At 55.7% G+C, this 17,271-nt stretch carries 16 protein-coding genes and 3 pseudogenes; 12 read left to right on the forward strand and 7 right to left on the reverse strand.

What is annotated here, in order from left to right:
• Nucleotides 1-661 precede the first annotated feature (661 nt).
• A complete protein-coding gene (locus DVK07_RS14175; protein WP_147441167.1) occupies nucleotides 662-1,027 on the reverse strand; it encodes a hypothetical protein in 366 nt (121 codons plus the stop codon).
• Nucleotides 1,028-1,407: 380 nt separating this feature from the next.
• Between DVK07_RS14175 and DVK07_RS14180 the strand changes: the two genes are divergently transcribed.
• The 3 genes and pseudogenes from DVK07_RS14180 to DVK07_RS14195 all read left to right on the forward strand — a co-directional run.
• Nucleotides 1,408-2,388: a hypothetical protein gene (locus DVK07_RS14180; RefSeq protein WP_121597659.1), complete on the forward strand. Its 981-nt coding sequence runs from the start codon at nucleotides 1,408-1,410 to the stop codon at nucleotides 2,386-2,388.
• 485 nt (nucleotides 2,389-2,873) lie between these two features.
• Nucleotides 2,874-3,115, forward strand: a pseudogene (locus DVK07_RS14190) (IS1595 family transposase); the annotation flags it as partial.
• Nucleotides 3,116-3,646: 531 nt separating this feature from the next.
• Nucleotides 3,647-4,432: pseudogene (locus tag DVK07_RS14195) on the forward strand (RNA-guided endonuclease InsQ/TnpB family protein); the annotation flags it as partial.
• 11 nt (nucleotides 4,433-4,443) lie between these two features.
• Here the strand turns inward: DVK07_RS14195 and DVK07_RS14200 are convergent.
• Both DVK07_RS14200 and DVK07_RS14205 read right to left on the reverse strand, forming a co-directional pair.
• Nucleotides 4,444-5,340, reverse strand: coding sequence for an SDR family oxidoreductase (locus tag DVK07_RS14200; RefSeq protein WP_121597662.1), 897 nt, complete (start codon nucleotides 5,338-5,340; stop codon nucleotides 4,444-4,446).
• On the reverse strand, nucleotides 5,337-6,008 hold the full coding sequence (locus tag DVK07_RS14205; RefSeq protein WP_121597663.1) for an NAD(P)-dependent oxidoreductase: 672 nt from the start codon (nucleotides 6,006-6,008) through the stop codon (nucleotides 5,337-5,339). Before DVK07_RS14205 ends, DVK07_RS14200 begins: the two co-directional genes overlap by 4 nt.
• Nucleotides 6,009-6,136: 128 nt before the next feature.
• Here DVK07_RS14205 and DVK07_RS14210 point away from each other — a divergent pair, with 128 nt between their 5' ends.
• The 3 genes from DVK07_RS14210 (at nucleotide 6,137) to DVK07_RS14220 (ending at nucleotide 8,602) form a co-directional block, all read left to right on the forward strand.
• The gene (locus tag DVK07_RS14210; protein WP_121597664.1) at nucleotides 6,137-6,553 is read left to right on the forward strand and encodes a helix-turn-helix domain-containing protein; all 417 of its coding nucleotides are present in this window, start codon (nucleotides 6,137-6,139) and stop codon (nucleotides 6,551-6,553) included.
• Nucleotides 6,554-6,674: 121 nt separating this feature from the next.
• The gene (locus DVK07_RS14215; protein ID WP_121597665.1) at nucleotides 6,675-7,730 is read left to right on the forward strand and encodes an ATP-binding cassette domain-containing protein; all 1,056 of its coding nucleotides are present in this window, start codon (nucleotides 6,675-6,677) and stop codon (nucleotides 7,728-7,730) included.
• Nucleotides 7,727-8,602, forward strand: coding sequence for an ABC transporter permease (locus DVK07_RS14220; RefSeq protein WP_121597666.1), 876 nt, complete (start codon nucleotides 7,727-7,729; stop codon nucleotides 8,600-8,602). Before DVK07_RS14215 ends, DVK07_RS14220 begins: the two co-directional genes overlap by 4 nt.
• 88 nt (nucleotides 8,603-8,690) lie before the next feature.
• Here the strand turns inward: DVK07_RS14220 and DVK07_RS24355 are convergent, their stop codons facing one another.
• On the reverse strand, nucleotides 8,691-8,879 hold the full coding sequence (locus DVK07_RS24355; RefSeq protein ID WP_394338882.1) for a HalOD1 output domain-containing protein: 189 nt from the start codon (nucleotides 8,877-8,879) through the stop codon (nucleotides 8,691-8,693).
• A 323-nt stretch (nucleotides 8,880-9,202) separates the two neighbouring features.
• Here DVK07_RS24355 and DVK07_RS24360 point away from each other — a divergent pair, with 323 nt between their 5' ends.
• Together DVK07_RS24360 and DVK07_RS23365 are read left to right on the forward strand one after the other, a co-directional pair.
• A complete protein-coding gene (locus DVK07_RS24360; RefSeq protein ID WP_158603160.1) occupies nucleotides 9,203-9,547 on the forward strand; it encodes a HalOD1 output domain-containing protein in 345 nt (114 codons plus the stop codon).
• 167 nt (nucleotides 9,548-9,714) lie between these two features.
• Nucleotides 9,715-9,858 carry a hypothetical protein gene (locus DVK07_RS23365; RefSeq protein WP_199719524.1) on the forward strand — a complete coding sequence of 48 codons (144 nt, stop codon included), beginning with the start codon at nucleotides 9,715-9,717 and terminating at the stop codon, nucleotides 9,856-9,858.
• Between the two features lie 442 nt (nucleotides 9,859-10,300).
• Here the strand turns inward: DVK07_RS23365 and DVK07_RS22255 are convergent, their stop codons facing one another.
• Entirely contained in the window at nucleotides 10,301-11,179 is an 879-nt protein-coding gene (locus DVK07_RS22255) for a hypothetical protein (protein WP_147441169.1), read from the reverse strand.
• 159 nt (nucleotides 11,180-11,338) lie between these two features.
• Entirely contained in the window at nucleotides 11,339-12,367 is a 1,029-nt protein-coding gene (locus tag DVK07_RS14235) for a response regulator (RefSeq protein WP_121597668.1), read from the reverse strand.
• 635 nt (nucleotides 12,368-13,002) lie between these two features.
• On the opposite strand from DVK07_RS14235, the gene DVK07_RS14240 reads away from it, so the two are divergent.
• The 3 genes from DVK07_RS14240 to DVK07_RS14250 are packed head-to-tail and all read left to right on the forward strand — an operon-like array spanning nucleotide 13,003 to nucleotide 16,606.
• Nucleotides 13,003-13,674 (forward strand): FIST N-terminal domain-containing protein, encoded by a 672-nt coding sequence (locus DVK07_RS14240; RefSeq protein ID WP_121597669.1) that lies wholly within the window; start codon nucleotides 13,003-13,005, stop codon nucleotides 13,672-13,674.
• Nucleotides 13,671-14,126 carry an FIST C-terminal domain-containing protein gene (locus DVK07_RS14245; RefSeq protein WP_158603161.1) on the forward strand — a complete coding sequence of 152 codons (456 nt, stop codon included), beginning with the start codon at nucleotides 13,671-13,673 and terminating at the stop codon, nucleotides 14,124-14,126. Before DVK07_RS14240 ends, DVK07_RS14245 begins: the two co-directional genes overlap by 4 nt.
• Entirely contained in the window at nucleotides 14,123-16,606 is a 2,484-nt protein-coding gene (locus DVK07_RS14250; RefSeq protein ID WP_121597671.1) for a GAF domain-containing protein, read from the forward strand. The genes DVK07_RS14245 and DVK07_RS14250 overlap by 4 nt, the downstream gene beginning before the upstream one ends.
• Before the next feature lie 98 nt (nucleotides 16,607-16,704).
• On the opposite strand, the pseudogene DVK07_RS24365 reads toward DVK07_RS14250, so the two are convergent.
• Nucleotides 16,705-17,014 (reverse strand): annotated as a pseudogene (locus DVK07_RS24365) (ATP-binding protein); the annotation flags it as partial.
• Between the two features lie 50 nt (nucleotides 17,015-17,064).
• Between DVK07_RS24365 and DVK07_RS14260 the strand changes: the two are divergent.
• Nucleotides 17,065-17,262, forward strand: a complete 198-nt coding sequence (locus DVK07_RS14260) for a helix-turn-helix domain-containing protein (protein WP_233565435.1) — start codon at nucleotides 17,065-17,067, stop codon at nucleotides 17,260-17,262.
• Nucleotides 17,263-17,271: the final 9 nt, after the last annotated feature.

Consider the following 17,271-nt stretch of genomic DNA (forward strand, 5'->3'; position numbering starts at 1 on the left):
ACTCGACGAAAGTAGGGAGTATTCCGACTAAGAGCTGCCCTAAGTCGGGATTGTAGAGTGACACCATAATTACAATTCCCACGACTGAGATAATCGTCGCGGCAAACAGGTCCACGATATTGTCCCCGGACATTAGCTTTCACTCTCCATTTCGCTGATTTTCTTGAGGTTTCTCAGTGACAACACGATAATCAGGAATAGTATCGGACCGAGCGCTGAGAGTAGTAGTGCGGATGGGAAGGAAAGATCGGTTGAGAACACTTGATACAATTGGTTCATCAACGCCAATACAATACTTCCCCCCGCGCTCAGTGTTGCAACTATGGAGAAGGTATCATTATCAAGTAAACTCTCAATTAGTCCCCCTGCCATCCGTATTCCTATCTCTCTCCAACAACCGATCTCCGTTTATTCTTTTCGTACCGGCTGGTCTCCACGCATCTACGGTTCAACATTTGCCCCAAGGTCCGAGATGCTGTACTGAACGATACCTGGGTCTCCTGTACTGAGCGATTGTGGGATCAAAACTATCAACTACTGAGGATTTCAACAAAGCCAAAATAACGGCTCTGCTGAAATCCCATTCTTCAGATAGATTGTCACCTGAAACAGCCGGTCGGTGAGAGTTGCTTATTGAATCCGGTTACGCGTCCTGTTCATCTCAAACCTCGCTGAAACCTCGTCCGATCAAGTACCCAACTACTGTAATCACGCCAGACATGATTGCTCCGCTTCCAACTGGGAATATGAAAGCGCCCGGCCCCGCCATGATCGGGATGAACAGATTGAGTGTGAAACCAAAACATGGGCCGAATGCGAGTATCCAATTCCCAACGAGATCTGCGCCCTGAAACGCCCGGAAGACAACGATGGCGGTAATAAGGAGCGCACCCACCCAGACTATAGCTGATTGTACTGAAGTCGAGGGCTCCAAGTCCCAGACCCGCAACCCAGTCAACGTCGCAAAAACAAAGAGAAAGGCGGCTGTGGCCGCTAAAATCTCACTTGTTCGCTTGTTCAAAATCATATACATTCAAATTGTCCTACATTACGTATGTGTCTTATGAGTCAAACCGAGATGGTCTAAGCAATCTGCGAGTCTCCTGTATTGACTACAACCGGGGCAGAATATATCACCTACTGAGGAGTTCAACAGAGCCACATAGACCTATACCACAAGGTGTGGTGGTAGGCGGTTCTAAATTAAACACTTCAAGATGGAGCCAACCAAGGGGTGCCAGCAGCTTTTAACATATAATAATACGCTCTAATTAACATTGAATTACCCAATTTAAAACCTCACCAAGATTATTTATAGTAGATTCTGCTCTATTAAAGATAATCCCACTCTATTAGTGTATAGTAAATTAACAAGATTTATGTTATTATTCCATACTATATTCGGTTGTGGTTAATACAGTAACCCGTCGAAAGTTTGGTCGCGTCGTTGGAACCACCGCCGGAATCGCAGGCGTGTCCGGTATTAGTAGTGCGGCTGACGAAAAGGAGGATCAGGATGAACCGCAGAGTAACGTTGAACTGCGGCATGACCGTACTGTCGAGGATGGCAAAGTGTATGTCATCGCAATAGCCCGTAACACAGATACGGGTGAGACTGAAGCTGCTGCCTTCGTTCGACCTACTGGATCTTCCGATTCAAAAGAATCAGATTCTGAGCAGTCTGAGACGGGAGAACTCCTTGATATCTCTGACGATGTTGTTGATGACATAGAAGCGACGGTCTTCGACAATCAAAGCGAACGAAAAGCCAACACGGAAGGAGAACTAAAAAAGTCGAGTGGTAATGAACAGACCGACATTTGGGGCCCCATCCGTGAGAAAACACAACCTTCTGGCATTACCACCCAGCAGAAAAATATCATACAGGACGTTCTTGAGGAGATTGCGGCTGGTGCGAAAGAATCTGTCAATCGAGTTGGGTTCTACTTCATCGATAGTCCCGATGGAACAGACTGTGACGCGGAAATAACTGATCAACACCCCCACCGTCAGCTGGGCGTCTCTATTGACTACGACGAAGATATAGGTAATCTCACAGTTGCGCTCATCACCCCAATTGTATCGGGTATTATTGGTACGGTGTACAGCGGTACCCCCGTTGGTGGGATCGGAGCCGGTCTTCTTGGAGCAGTAGTTGGATTCGGGATTAACGAACTCAAAGATACCTCCAATATCACGGTGGCTTACCGTGATATTGACAAATCTGCCTTTGGGAAGACCGATGCGGCGATTCAACCTCTGGTGAGCGGCATCTGGATGGATGAGGACACCGACATGCTCACTTACACGGCAGATTATCCCCTCGTTCACTTAGAAGACGCTCCGGTAGATGTGGAGGTTGGTGCGGAAGAAACTTTCAACCAGTAGGGGAGAGGACAACAATTATAAACAAACAGTCTTTATTTTGAATTAATGATTCGAAAGATGATTGATGCTTATATAAAGGAGTACCAACGATCAGGTTGGGAGTTCCATACCCAATATATGGGGCCGATACTGCTTAATCTCAGCCTGTTGGCTGTGCTGATCGTGGTTGTGGGTACTGCTCGAACCTACTATGAAGTCTCAAATTTTGAATTATTTCTCTTAGTTTCAATCAACTGTATTATTGTTCCTATCCTAATGTGGTATCCAATCCGAAAGGCTGGCTATTAGCAGAATTTCTTTCATATCTCTATTCTGTGTTTCTCTCTTCTGTAGGAGATTGTTGATACAGGTGAGCTGCCGCTGTGGGGTCGAAGAGGACAATGACACCGCGTCAGCGGTGTCCGACACGGATGATTCCACTAGATGTGTTTGGGTCGGAATCGGTCGCAGCGGGCCTGTTACAGTAGGTTCGCTGCGGTGACAGTATTTTATGTCCTCGCTGGCGTTCTGACTGTTCGGTAAGACCGGCACGATCTTCGCTTGTTCGAAGATCGCACTCCGCAAATGGTTGTTCTCGATCTACGCGTTTGCGGTTTAACACCAGCTACAGGCAGTTACAGTACGAAACCGAGGCCACCCACAAAATGGTCCACAGGCGTGTCGAGCGCTTCAAGAAGCGCTCGACGCGCCGTCACTCGATCTCTGTGGCCCGGTCGAAATTGACGAGCGCTCTTGTGTAGCACATTGTTGATGTAATGTTATCCTGCGATTTACAGATTCGTGAATCAAATTTGGAGTCCACGGTAGAGGTGCTTAGAAGGTCAATTAGTGTTCCCACTCAGCTAGCGACAACTGCATCAACAATCAGCTACTGATGAGTGTTCTATATTTATGGTGGAACTGGTCGGGCAAGACCCAACCACGAGTGAGTGAAGATGGTGTACACAGGCTTTGTTGAAATCCTCAGGGAGTCACATGTCCGCCGTGTGATTCGATGAGATGGTCGGCAACCGCTGCTAGGTCGTCGCCGATCTCGTTGTGGAGTTCGAGGACGACTACGACCCGCGCGGGGGACCGTGCGGAATCGGTTAGAGTATCTCGTTGAAGAGCAGTCGGTCGAACGCGTGAAGCACGCGACCGGTACAGTGACGTATCGGTGAGTAGAGTAGTTCTCTCGATCACCAGGTCGTCCGAGGTCGCAGTAACACCGTGTTAATTCCGCTACTGCGAGTCACCAAGAATCATCGTTTGAGGTACTAAACAAATCACGGTCAAGAAGGAACCGACGGGCGAGTGGTTCGCCACGTTCGGAGTCGAAATGGACCGTGAACCGCCCGAACCGCCTGAGAATCCCGAGCGGTGCGTCGGCATTGACGTGGGGATTCTCAAGTACGCCCACGACACCGACGGGACCGCCGTCGGGTCGCCCGACCTCTCCGCCGAACGGGAGCGTCTGGAACGCGAACAGCGGTCCCTCTCACGGAAGGAACACGGGTCGAACAACTACGAGAAGCAACGACGGCGGGTCGCGGAGTGTCACGCCGATCTCCGACGGAAGCGCCGCGACTTCCTACACAAACTCTCGAACTACTACGCTCGGGAGTACGACCTCGTGGCGGTCGAAGACCTGAACGTGAAAGGGATACTCGAATCACCGTCGAACAGCCGCAACACAGCGTCGGCGGCGTGGCGAACGTTCCTCACATTACTCGAATACAAGTGCGAGCGTGAAGGAACGCAGTTCGTCGCCGTGAATCCGAGAGGGACGACCAAAGAGTGCGCGTCGTGCGGCGTTTCGACCGACAAACCGTTGTGGGTCCGTGAACACACCTGTCCCGCCTGCGGATTTAAGGCGGACAGGGACGCGAACGCGGCGTGGAACATCCTTTCTCGCGGCCTCGAAAATGTAGGAGTGGGACACTCCGAATCAACGTCTGTGGAGACTGCGCTCCCTGTGGACACCGACTCGGTGTCTGCAAAGCGCGTCGTGGAAGCAGGAAGCCCTACCCTCAAGGAGCAAACGGCGTCAGCCGTGAGCGAGTAGGGTAGGGTAGTTCACTGATCGGCTTTCTGTGATTCGTCTGCGTGGCTGGCTTCCTGCTGGAACACGCTTACGTGATCTTCGACGAACGCTCGCATCGTCCGGGGAGGGCGTCCAAGCACGTCTACAACGTCGTCAGTCACTCGGCCTGCCAGCCCAAGTCGGGCGGTCGTATAGATGCCCAGCATCACGATGACGAACGGAAGCGGTGAGCCGCGGCGGTACATCGTCGTGGCGAATTCGATTGGGCCGGGTTGGGTGTATTCGATTTCCCGATCCAAGACTTCGGAGAAGATTTCGGCCACGTCGTCGTATGTCAGTGCCTCCGGCCCAGTCACGTCGTATGCGCGATTCTCGTGGCCCGGTTCGGTGAGAGCTGCCACTGCGACGGCGGCGATATCTCTGGCATCGACGAAACTCGTAGTTCCGTCACCCGCGGGAACGAACATCTCATCACGGTCAACGATGTCTTCTCGATGGACCTCAGATAGATTCTGCATAAAAAACGACGCTCGCAGGAGCGTGTAGGTCACGTCGGTCTCACGAAGCGCCTCCTCGATGCGGTGATGGGGTAAGAGCGGATTCTTTTCGGCCCCGAGTACCGAGAGGTAGACGACATGGTCGACACCGACCCGAGCCGCAGCGTCGACGGCCGGCGTGAGATGGCGCTTCACGCGACTCACTGATGGCGGTCGGATGAGAAACATCGCGTCGACATCCGCGAACGCTGCGCCCCACGTTTCTGGTTTGTGGAAATCGAACGCAACACATTCGACATCACTCACGAACTCCTCGCGGGCCCGCTCGGGATTACGGACGCCCGCTCGGACGGCGACGTCTTTCTGGGTGAGTTGGCTAACGACGTGACTTCCCACGGTGCCAGTGGCTCCGGTAACGAGGATGCGTTTCATTGGTCGGTGATCTTCGGTAGTTGTTCGACGTACAGGTCGTCTTCTATGCAGTCGAGGATGAACTGGGCGACGTTGGCCCGGGCGGCACTATCGCGTAGCCCCAGCTGGAGTTCCATTCCGTGGCGGAACTGCCCCGTGTGTTCATCCTCTGTGAGTCGTGGGCCACGGACGATCGTCCACTGGGCGTTGCTCGCTCGGAGCATCTCCGCATGCGATTTGGCGTCTTCGAGGACGCCGCCAGCCATCACTTTCAGCAGTGAGCCCATCACCTTCCCGCCGAGACTCACCGACTCGCCGTCTTCCCGAACGCCAGCCCCAACCAGTGTCACGATGCGTTCGACACCGGATTCATCCATCGCATCGAGGATGTGCCGTCCAGCTTCGGTTAGGAGGTCGTCGGGGCCCGACGGGGTTTGGCCGAGGACGCAGATGACCGCATCGACCGCGCTGGCTTCGTCACTGTCGATTCCGCCGGCGACGGCGTCAGCGACGCCAGCACCGGTGTAGGCATCGCCCTCTACGACGGTGAGTGCGTCGTGGCTGCGAAGCGAGGCGGGGATGTCATTCGCGTTGCGGGCGAACGCGACGACGTCGTGGCCGCGTTCTAGTGCCTGTTCGACGAGGGGAATTCCGGTTCGTCCGGTAGCCCCGAACACCGCGATTTTCATACCCCTACTACGACAGGCAGAGTCATATACTTGTGACTTCGGAGTTTCGTAGTAATGGCCGCCACACATCCCTGTGTTGCCGAATTCACACTCGAATATTCTTGGCGCTGGGGCTCATATTGAACTGTATGGATGATGTACCCCAGGGGCGTGAAGCCGCTCGTGACCGGCAGAAATCGATGTCGCCGGCCGAGCGCGAACGGGTCGAACAGACCGTCTCGGAGTTACTTGACCTCTTAGGAAAAGCGCACACGATGGCGATTCTCCGTGAATTCGCGTTTTCTGAAGGGCCGCTCAGATTCTCCGACCTCGAGACCAAGCTAGGTATCTCACCGAACACCCTCTCGGAGCGACTGAAAGAACTCGTCGCAACAGAGTTGCTCATTCGAGAGTCCTACGACGAAATCCCACCTCGCGTGGAGTATGAGCCGACGGAGAAGGCTGAAGCACTATTTCCCGCGTTCGGCCACTTTCATCGATGGGCTGCCGATTTCGCACTCGAACCAACAGACCCGGACATGACTTCAACTTTTGAAGTAAGTTAGCAAATTCGGACTCGAAAGTATTTGACTACGAAATTCATAGTAGGATCTGATTACAGCCGTGACACAGATCTCTGCCAGCAGCGGAACTGGCAGTCCAATTGAAACGGCAACTGATTCCACGATGAATACACACGACAACACGAACCCAGCGGCTGACGATGCTGGGGAGCCGCGCTACGCGATTGACGCACAGAACGTTCAGTTGACCTACAGTGATGGAACCCGAGCCGTGAACGGTGTCGATATCCAGATTCCGGAGGGTGAGTTCTTTGGATTCCTTGGTCCCAACGGGGCTGGAAAGACGACCACGATCAAAACGTTGGTTACACTCCTGTCGCCCACTAGTGGTGAAATTACTGTCAACGGGTTCGACGTTCGGACGGACCCGCGAGCCGTTCGCGAGTCAGTCGGCTACATGGCTCAGGAGACGAGCGTTGACTCCGAACTCACTGCCAGAGAGAATATCCGATTTGCCTGTGAGGCCTATGGCGTCCCACGGTCGGCACGTGGTGACCGTATCGACGAACTACTTGATCTCGTCGACCTCGCCGGCGTTAGCGACAAGCAGGCCGAAGAGTTCTCTGGAGGCATGAAAAAGCGTCTCGACGCTGCGATGGCACTCGTTCACCAGCCGCCCCTCGTCTTCTTGGACGAACCGACGACCGGCCTCGATCCAAAAGCCCGCAACCGGCTGTGGGAGTACTTCCAACGAATCAACGACCAGGGGACCACCATCTTCCTCACGACCCAGTACCTTGAAGAAGCCGACCAGCTCTGTGATCGTCTCTCAGTCATCCTTGACGGGGAAATCGTCGCGACCGGGCCGCCAGCCGATCTGAAACGACGTGTCGGCGGCGAAATCCTCGACGTCGATCTGGAGGACGGGAAAGACGCAAGCGACCGCGCAGCCGCCGTCGTTCGGGAGACCGACATCTTCAATTCGGAAGCGATGGTTGAGGTGACCGAAGACGGCATCAGCGTCACCTCTGAGAACGCTCGCGAGCGTGGCACGGACCTGCTCGTTGCCCTCCGGGATGAAGGATTGACAGTAACCGGGTTCAACATTCGTGCCCCGACCCTAGACGACGTCTTCCTCGCTATCACTGGCGACGAAATGGATGACGACCAAGCAGTGACGGGTGACGAGGCAGCAACTGCCGCGGAGGTCGAACAATGAGTACTCCGTCGACGGAGGCCGACGCCGATGTGCATCGAGTGAGCAACTCCTTCGTCGGTGACGTGTGGACGAATTTCAAACGCTGGAACCTGAAAGCCGTCCGCAACCCATTCGTGTTGGTCGTCTCGCTCGTCCAGCCGATCATCTTCCTGCTGTTGTTCACCGAGGTGTTCGGGCAGATAGCTGGCGGGGCGATCAATCGCGGTGGCGGCGCCGGCATCAGCTACGAGACGTATCTGGTTCCGGCAATCGCGATTCAGGTATCGCTGGCGGCGGCCATCACCTCCGGCATCGGCCTCGTGAACGATATCGAGGAGGGCATGTTCGAGAAAATCCTGGCGACACCGATGAATCGGACGGCCGTGTTCGTCGGAAAGACGGCCGCAGAAGTACTCCGGATCGTGGTACAGGTCGGGATCATTCTCGGCCTCGGGGTCTTGCTCGGCGCGGAGATCGCCACCGGGCTCATCGGCGCGGTCGGAATCATGCTTGTCGGCCTGTTGTTCTCGCTGTGGTTCATCGCCCTCTCGAACGCGGCTGCCGTCATCACGAAAGACCAGGAGTCGACGATCATCGCGGCGAACCTCCTCCAGTTTCCGCTGTTGTTCCTCTCGTCGGCGTTCCTGCCGCTAGACGCCCTCCCAGAGTGGATTCAAACGTTCGCTCGGTTCAACCCCGTCACCTATGGCGTCGACGCTGCCCGGGCACTGATGCTCGACCAAGACGTGATGACGGTCGTTGAGGTCACGCAATTCAGTGGCATCTGGAACACACTAGTTCCGGCAATTGTGGTTCTCGCTGTCCTCGATCTGGTACTCGGTGCTGTCGCGGTCTTCCTGCTCACCCGCGCGACGAGTTCGGACGTTAAGTGACGGAGAAATTTTATTTTTCGTGCTTAACAGAACCGTCCCAGCTACCTATCCCACCAGCTCGGAACGTTACGCCCGCTTTCTTCGGGGATTACCCCCCCCCCCCTCCATTTGACATACTAGCGACAACTTCTCCAGTCGAATAGACCATCACGTCAGAACCGTCGAGTTCAAATGAAACAGCTATATCACTTTTCGACTCGCCGGAACCGTGCTGAAAGAGTGCGTCCGGGTCAAGCACGCCATATAGGTCTCGCCCTGAGAGGCGTCTGATGGACACGGCCAAATTATATCACACCGTACATACTACCTTCTGTAACCAGGGGGGAGGGAAGCGCGTGACAATTTCCCTCCGTCATCATGTGAGTGGGGCTTACCGGTAAGCGTTCCTGATTTGTAGCCCAGAGTACCCGATTTTTACCAATGACTCGGACTTCCTTCTGATGGGTTGGAGTCTTATTTTGAAGCGAGATGTTCAGGACGTCATAGAACGGTTGAGATACCCCCCTTTTGCCCTCTCGAATTGTTCAATACAGAATAGCGATGTTTTGTCACTCACATTCTCACGACAACATTATGATGGGGTGAGGGTTGTGGTCTACTATGAACAATCGGGGAGAACCACTCGTATATCATGGCTGTATACCGGTCGTCGACGCAGAATACGACACCCAGAGAGATAGTTCCGCTACAGAGGCTATTATATGGGCTCTAGCAGACGCTACCAGTGTGGATCCGACTGTTCTTCCCCCGCTGTTCGATTACGTTGACCCGGACGCCATCAACGCGCTGTTTGACCGTTCTGAAACAGATATAGAGGGAACCACTATCCTCAGCTTTCAGATAGACACGTGGAACGTATTCGTTCGATCTGATGGTCGCATCCGCATCTGTGATGGGACCCAACCAACCGATCCGGAACCAGTTTTTGATTCTACCATCGCCTAACACGGTTTCTCTACGGTCAGTGCTTTTGATTCGTTTGGAGGAGCAGTGTATCAGGTAATTTACAACTAAATCTGTGAAACAATTGTGAAGTGTTCTATGACACCCTCGCGCAGATGTTATTAAATCCAGCAGTACAGTATATGTAGTGTCGAGCGGTATATTATACGATGGGAGGAGATGGTATCGTTTCGGACGAGAGGATTTGTGTCCTCTACGTGGATGACGACCAGGGACTGCTAGACGATCGCGTTAAGTTTGGCGTGATTGTGGTAGACGGCGAAGGCTTCGAGCCAGTTTTGAGCTGTCTCTAGCGCGACATTGCTGAAACTATTTACAAACGATGATGTTCGCCGTTCTATTTCCCAAAAGACACGTTCGATAGCATTCTGATTTCCATGTTGAATGATTTAAAATCGATAGCCATCTTCAGCGAGAACTGATCCGAGATAGTCTGCGTCATAGACGAGAAATTCCACGTTATTGAGCTGATAGCGCCGGTGTAGTTCGGTCAGAACCATCGCGTCGTCTGTTTATTTGCGGTCGGATAGAGACTCACTTAAAGGATCTCGTTCGTCTGCGGATCAACCGCGCCGTACAGCCAGAACTCAGGCGGGACTGGTCCGAAACCAGGGTGGAGATGTATCCCATTTCGTCGGTATCGCTTTTGACATAACTTCCGCAAAAAACCAGCAACCGTCGTATTGAGTTTAGATCGGTACGATGCACACGGCTCCGAGCACATTTCATTGATGGTTATAATTTTGATGGCGGAATTTTCTCTGTACTTGAAATTCCAAAGCGGTCGCGGTCAATATCGAGATCGAACGTGACACGGCCATTTGGGTCCGCTTCGCGCCAGAACTCAGGGAATTTTGTAACCGTCATCGTTCGTCGTTGCTGACTCCCCTGCCCAAACCACCCGAAGTTCAGAACTCCCTCGAAGGTTCGCTTGAGAAGCGCTCGTTCTCTCTCAGTAAGGAGCTCAGAATCGGCACCGGCAATAAGAATACTATTCGACTCGGCGGCTACGTGACAAAGCGTCTGCGAGATGAAATACAGATCCATCGGGTCAAGAAACTTCGAGGTGATCGGGAGGAAGTCAGAAATCGAGTCAACTATCGCAATCTCGCCTGGAACCTCCTCAATCAGGTCGTCAAACCGGCGAAACACTTGCTGATACTTATCGCTAGGTCGCTCTTCCTTTGATTCATACGTGAATCCCGTCCCTTTTTCGGCTGGCTTGACTGGCCCGAGGTCCGCTACGTCATTGGCGAGACTATGGAAACTGATGTGTTCAAGTGCCGTATCCACCCACTCTGAACTCCCGGTATCGTGAAGATTTCTCTGGAATCGCGTCTCCGAATCATTGATCGATAAATACCGAACCTGTGATGGCTGTCGAACATTGTTACTTACCTCTCCATATGCCAATTCAAAGAGATCCGACTCAGCCTGCCAGTTTCCGTGTAGTATCGCAATCGTTCGAAGGAACTCGTGATGCCCTGTTCCAAACGGTCCCATCGCGAGGAGGGTGGTTCCTGGTCGAATACCTCCACGAAGACGACTATCGATACTTGGGACACCTATCGGTATCTTTGAAGTACTCGTATCGCCGGTAGCATTTGGATCCATACTCAAAGGATGTCATAGTGGACTGATAATTATTCGGCTGCTGACGCCTGTCTCTTAGCCGTGAAACGGCCCGAACGCACAGATTAGACACTTATGCTGAAATCAACAATGTGCTACACAAGAGCGCAGAGGAGAATGTTAAGCCGATCGGACTGTCGGTCACCGAACAGCCTTCTCGATCCGTTCGACAAGAGTCTCGTACTGTTTCGGGCCGACATCCTTTTCGACGTAGTCGGTCACGTCGTCAAGGATCGCTTTCTTCGCTACCTCCTCGCTGCCCCGTCCGGTGTACAATATAAAAGGAAGCGTCGGATGGCGGTCTCGGACGGCACTGAGAAACTCGATGCCGTCCATACTCGGCATCTTGTAGTCGCTGACGATACAGTCGATCCGCTCGGCGCGATGAGGTTCAGAAAGACGTTCAAGTGCCGCGAGAGGCGTTAAATCCTCACTTATCGAGAGTCGACTCGACTGTTCGGCTAAGAAGACGCGGGTCATTTCTCGACTCTGCTCGTCGTCGTCGACGAGCAGCACCTCGATAGCACCATTTCCGTCCGACACCGACCCGAGCGCATCGACCGCGAGCAGGTCGGCACGGAGGTACCGACCGAAGAGGTTCAACAGGCGAAACGACGGAAACTGAACGCTGATCCGTTCTGCTCGGTCCGGTGCGTTCAGGAACAAGACGACCGCCGGAGCATCGGTTCCTGAGAGGCTGAACCGAGCGACGTCGTCCCGGTGGACGGTGATCTGATCACCGCCGTCTGTCGGTTTGAACCGTATCTCTGTGGCAGAGACACCGAGCTGACAGGATCGCCTGTCGTCACCCCGGTCGTCCGCGCGTCGGTGGGAAACGGACACTATCACGTCGACGAACAGCTGTTGAAAAAGCAGACGCTGGAACTTCACGAGCGTCGCAGCGTCGGCCCGCACGGCAAGTGTCTCGCGCCGGTTGCCGCTGTCGAACGCCAATGTAGCCGTCTCTGGCGAGTCGGCCGCGGCAGCCATTGAGACATCTCGTACGATGTCGAAAATCTTGTCGATGTCGATCCGACGCGTCACGTCACCAGTCCGGACGCGAATCTGTGCGGGCGTCATCCCGATGCGCCCGCGGCTCGGCGCGCCGCTCGTCGCTCGACTGAAATCGACGACAGCATCGAACTCGGCGACGATCGAATCAGTCAACACCTGCTTATTGACAGAATGATCAATAAGTGTTTGTTAAAACTATATTAAACGACGCCCTTGGCAGAGGATTGTTGATCAGGTCTCAGCAGTAGCTAGAAGTCACAGCGGGGAAAGGTGGCGCGACCGTGTTTGAACGGTAGTTGCCTTGTCTTGCCACCGGTTGAGGGGAGCTTCAGACGCTCTCCAAAGAAGATTTCGTCAAGCTAACCGAGAAATAGATGCCGTCTGAGCGATGCCATATCGTCAGACTGTATCTAGTTTCGGGTTTATCTGGCAAAATATTATAGTAAGAGAGTCTGAGACTGTCGTCACTAGGCGGAAAACAAGGCAATCGCACCGCTGGGCCACTCCCTGCGACGGGAATGTCGTGGTCGCGACAAATTCCGAGGCTGTAAGGGACGCGTGTCGGTTTCAGGTACCCAAGCGGTAGTGGAAGACGACGGCATTGCTCATGCTCGTGCCGCCGGTGGTGCTCCTTGTCACGGCGGTGATGTTCACCACTGTTCCGTAGCTGGGGGTAGTATGCTTCTTCCGTCAGCGAGGTCGATCCGACTCGAGTTGCTCCGCCGCGGTTCGATGTACGTGTAAGTAGAGCAGACCGTACGGGTTGGAACCTGTAGTATCGGAGTGTTAAAATGGCGCTTTCGCGTATCGAGCGTATGTATTACGTGTACGCCGACTCGCCCGATGCGATCCGGACGACAGTGCGTGATATGGCATCACGGGACGAGGTGGCAGGTATTTTGCTGTGTGCCGCACCGGACGCCGACATCGCCGACTGGCTCGACCCGTTCTTCCAAGAACTTGATTTGACCGTGTTCGGCGGACTGTTTCCGGAGATCATCTACGACGGTGAAAATACGGAGCGCGGGGCCGTCATCTGCGGACTCGCGTCCGAACCGCGCGTGACGACTATTCCGAATTTAAGTAGTAACCGCGATTACGCGTCCGACCTCGAACCAGATCTACCGGTCGATGGGTACGAGACGGCGTTCGTCTTCGTCGACGCGTACAGCGACAACATCCAACAGTTCATCAAGTCACTGTTCCGAACGTACAGCGTTGAACTCAATTTCATCGGCGGCGGGGCTGGAACGCTCGAAATGGAACAGCGTCCCTGTTTGTTCACGAACGATGGCATGGTGGAGGACTCTGCGGTGGTGGCGGCGGTCGAGACACCGGTGACGCTCGGGGTCAAGCACGGGTGGAGCGAGATCGCCGGCCCGTTCCGCGTAACGACGCTGACGGGAGCAAACTACGGGGTCTCGACGGCCGGCCGGCGTTCTCGGTGTATGAGTCTGTCGTGACAGAACACACCGGGACAGAAGTCGCGAGTGACAACTTCTTTGAGACTGCAAAGGCGCACCCGTTCGGGATTGCGAGGATGGACGGCGAACAAATCGTCCGCGACCCCTTTGAAGTGACCGAGACAGACGGGCTCAACTGTTTCGGAGATATCCCCGAGGGAGAGTTCGTACACGTCCTCGAAGGCGAGCCCGACTCACTAATCGACGCAGCCCGCCGTGCGGGGCAGGCAGCGCGCGAGTCGGACGCCACGGTCGACGGGCTGTTCTTTTTTGACTGTATCTCGCGGGTGTTGTACCTCGAAGACGAGTTCGAGCGCGAGCTCTCGGCTGTTGCGAGTGACGACACGCCGATGATCGGTGCCCTCACAATCGGCGAGATCGCCAACGACGGTTACGGACACCTCGACTACTACAATAAGACCGCCGTAGTCGGCGCGGCCGAAGAAAAATGACATCGCGGCAGCGCCGCGTCCAGACCCTCTACGAGATCTCGCTCGCGATCGAGACCGGCGAGACGCTCGCCGAAACAGCTGATAAGGCGCTCGCCGCGTATCTTCAAAAACTGAACTGCTCCGTCGGCGGCGTCTTCGAAACCACTAGGGCCGCCGATCGCGCCGAACTGAATCTCGTGACGTCTATTCCCGCGAATCCGACTCGGAACAAGTTATTTCGTTGCGCGCAGGACCGCCTCATGACCCTCAAAGACGGTTTTTTCGCCGGTTTTGCGATTCGTGGACGCCGCTCGGACAAGCCGACGGACGGCCGCTCAAAGCACGATTCGTCTCGCTCGACCGCCGACTCACTTCCGGCCACCGGAACGGTCGATGGCTCAGGAACGTACTACCTCTTCGAGCTGCCGGAGTTCGGCGTGTTACTTCTCGGTAAACAGGGCGGGTCACTCGACGTGGAGACCGTCTCGGCGTTGGATCCGCTGAATGATAGGTTGGCGCAGGCCTGTCGGGCAAACCGCAGAGAGCGCGCCCTCCAAGAACAGCGCGACCGGTTCGAGACCATGTTCGCCGCGACCGCGGAGCCGACTGTTGAGGTCGTCATCGAAGACGACGGGACCGAGCGACTCCACCGCGCCAACGACGCGTTCAGATCGACGTTCGGATACGACGACGAACCGCTCGGTGGCCGGGATATCAACGATCTGATCACTCCCGAAGACCAACCGGTAGATACCGACGCGCTCGCAGCGAGCCTCGAGACGGGGGAGCCGTTCAGGCGAGAGATGCGGCGCAAAACGCCCGACGGAATCGGGTACTTCCTGTTTACAGCCGTGCCGGTCAGCGCGACGGACCGAACCGAGTACTTCGGCGTGTACGTCGACATCACTGACCAACGAGAACGCGAACTGACTTTACAAGGGCTCTACGCTGCGGTACAGGACATTCTCACGGAGGGATCTCGCCGCGAGATCTGCCGTACGGTTGTAGAGACCGTCGAGTCGGTTCTCGGGCACTCGGACGTGGGCGTCTACCTGTATAACCGGGAAACGGGGGCGCTCGAACCAGTCGTCACGACCTCGGGGGTCCGAGACCGGTTGAGTGTCGAGTCGGTCACGTACACCGACAGAGACACCGTGGTTTGGGACGCGTACCGCCGGGGAGAGCCGATCCGGATCGAAGATACCGCGACGTTCGACGGCCGCCTTCCGAACGCGGAGCAGCCGGTCAAAAGTGCGGTCGTCATCCCCGTCGGAAGTCATGGTGTCGTCGTCGCATCGGCGCCTGAATCGAACGGCTTCACTGACGAAGACGTGTACTTTCTCCGAGTACTGAGTCAGCTCACGGCGATCGGTCTCAACCGCCGACTGAACGAGGAGGGACTCGAGCGGACCCAAGAGACAGCCCGGCGTGCGCTTCGCGAGCGCTCTCACGGTGACATGGCACGCTCAGTCCTCGCCGAACTCCCCGAGGCGCTGAACATGCCACTGATAGGTGTCTGGAAACACCACCCTGGGCGGCGTCAACTTGAGCCCCTCGCCGCGACCGATCACTCCGAGCAGCTGTTCGGGGATTTGCCATCGTTCTCGAGCGGCCACAGTCTCGCGTACCAATCCTTTGAGAGCGGTACTACCCTAGTCACCGATGAGGTAGCCGCGCATGCTGATTCCCACAACCTCGAGACGCCCATCGAGGAGGAGGTGATCGTTCCGATCGGCGACTTCGGAGTGTTGATCGCCGGGTTGACGCGCGCGGAAAGCTTCAGCGACCTCGACGTCGAAATGCTCGACTCCGTCAGCACCAACCTCGAAGCGATCGCGGAAGTGATTGACGGGCGTCAAAACGTGGACCTTTTGAATCAAGTCATCGCTCGGATCCTCAGGCACAACGTTCGAAACAAGCTCACGACGATCATGGGCTACGCATCGCAGATAGAGTCGGCGGCCGACGAACCGATTCGAGGGTACGCCCGGCGCGTCCTCGACAGCTGCCGCGCCCTCGAGAAGACAGCGCAACACGCCCAAGAAATGCGGGAGATCGTGAACAAGCGAAACGACATCACCTCAGTGGATCTCGAGTCCGCGGTCTGGGCTGCTGTCTCGGATATTGAAGCGGAGTACCCGGAGGGAGAACTGGACGTCAACGTTCGGGAGGCGCTGACGGTGACGGCGCACCCCGAGCTTCAGACCGCTCTTGCTCACCTGATTCGAAACGGGTTCGAGCACAACGACGCTGATGAACCTCGGGTCGAGGTCACAGTACGGCGAGACGAGGAGATCACCCTTGTCCTCGTCACGGATAACGGTCCCGGCATCGATCCGTACGAACTCGATGTGATCGAAAAACGCGGAGAGTCCGCACTGGAGCACGGAAGCGGTGCGGGACTGTGGATTGTCGACCGCGTGGTCCACTACTCGGAGGCGGCGCTGACCGTGGACACCAGTGAGGGAACAACGGCAATGATTACGTTTCCCGACCGGTGACGGTTGGCGGTGCGATCGGCGACCCGATCGCGACCGGACGGGTCGCACACGCGAGCGGCGGCTTGCGTCCGAGCGACGGCCCCCTCAGGCGGCCGAAGTCACTCGGTCCGAACGAACTCGAACCGCGTGCCGCCGTCAGCGATTTCCCCCACCGAGACAGCATAGCCGTGCGCCCTCGCGATGTCGGCCACGATCAAAAGACCGAAGCCCGTTCCCTCCGCGCTCGACAGCGTTCTGGAAGAGACTCTCAAAGAGTTGCGTCAGGCGCCCCAAGTCGCCGGTGACAGTCGGGAGCCCGTCCGAAACCGCGAGCGACGCCTCCGCCGTGTCGACGTACCCCCACGCCTCCGTCGTCACGGCCCTGAGGCCCACCCCCTCAGCGTCCTCGGCCACGGTCTCGCCGCGCGATCGAGCGGCGCAAAGAGCAGGGGTACGACCACGGCCGACCGCGGTTTGGGATGACCTACGACGCGAACGGCCACTACCAGGTACCCGGTGAAGAGTTCGACACGGTGACGGAGATTTTCCAACTTGACAACGCCGGGAAGAGCCGCCGGAAGATCGCGGACGAAGTCGATGTCCCGGTGGCGACGGTACAGAACGTTCTCGACCGTCGCGAGTGGTATGTAGAGCGTGAGCAGATGGCTGAGATATAGCCCTTACGA

The sequence above is a fragment of the Halorubrum sp. Atlit-26R genome (assembly GCF_003666015.1).
GTDB lineage: Archaea > Halobacteriota > Halobacteria > Halobacteriales > Haloferacaceae > Halorubrum.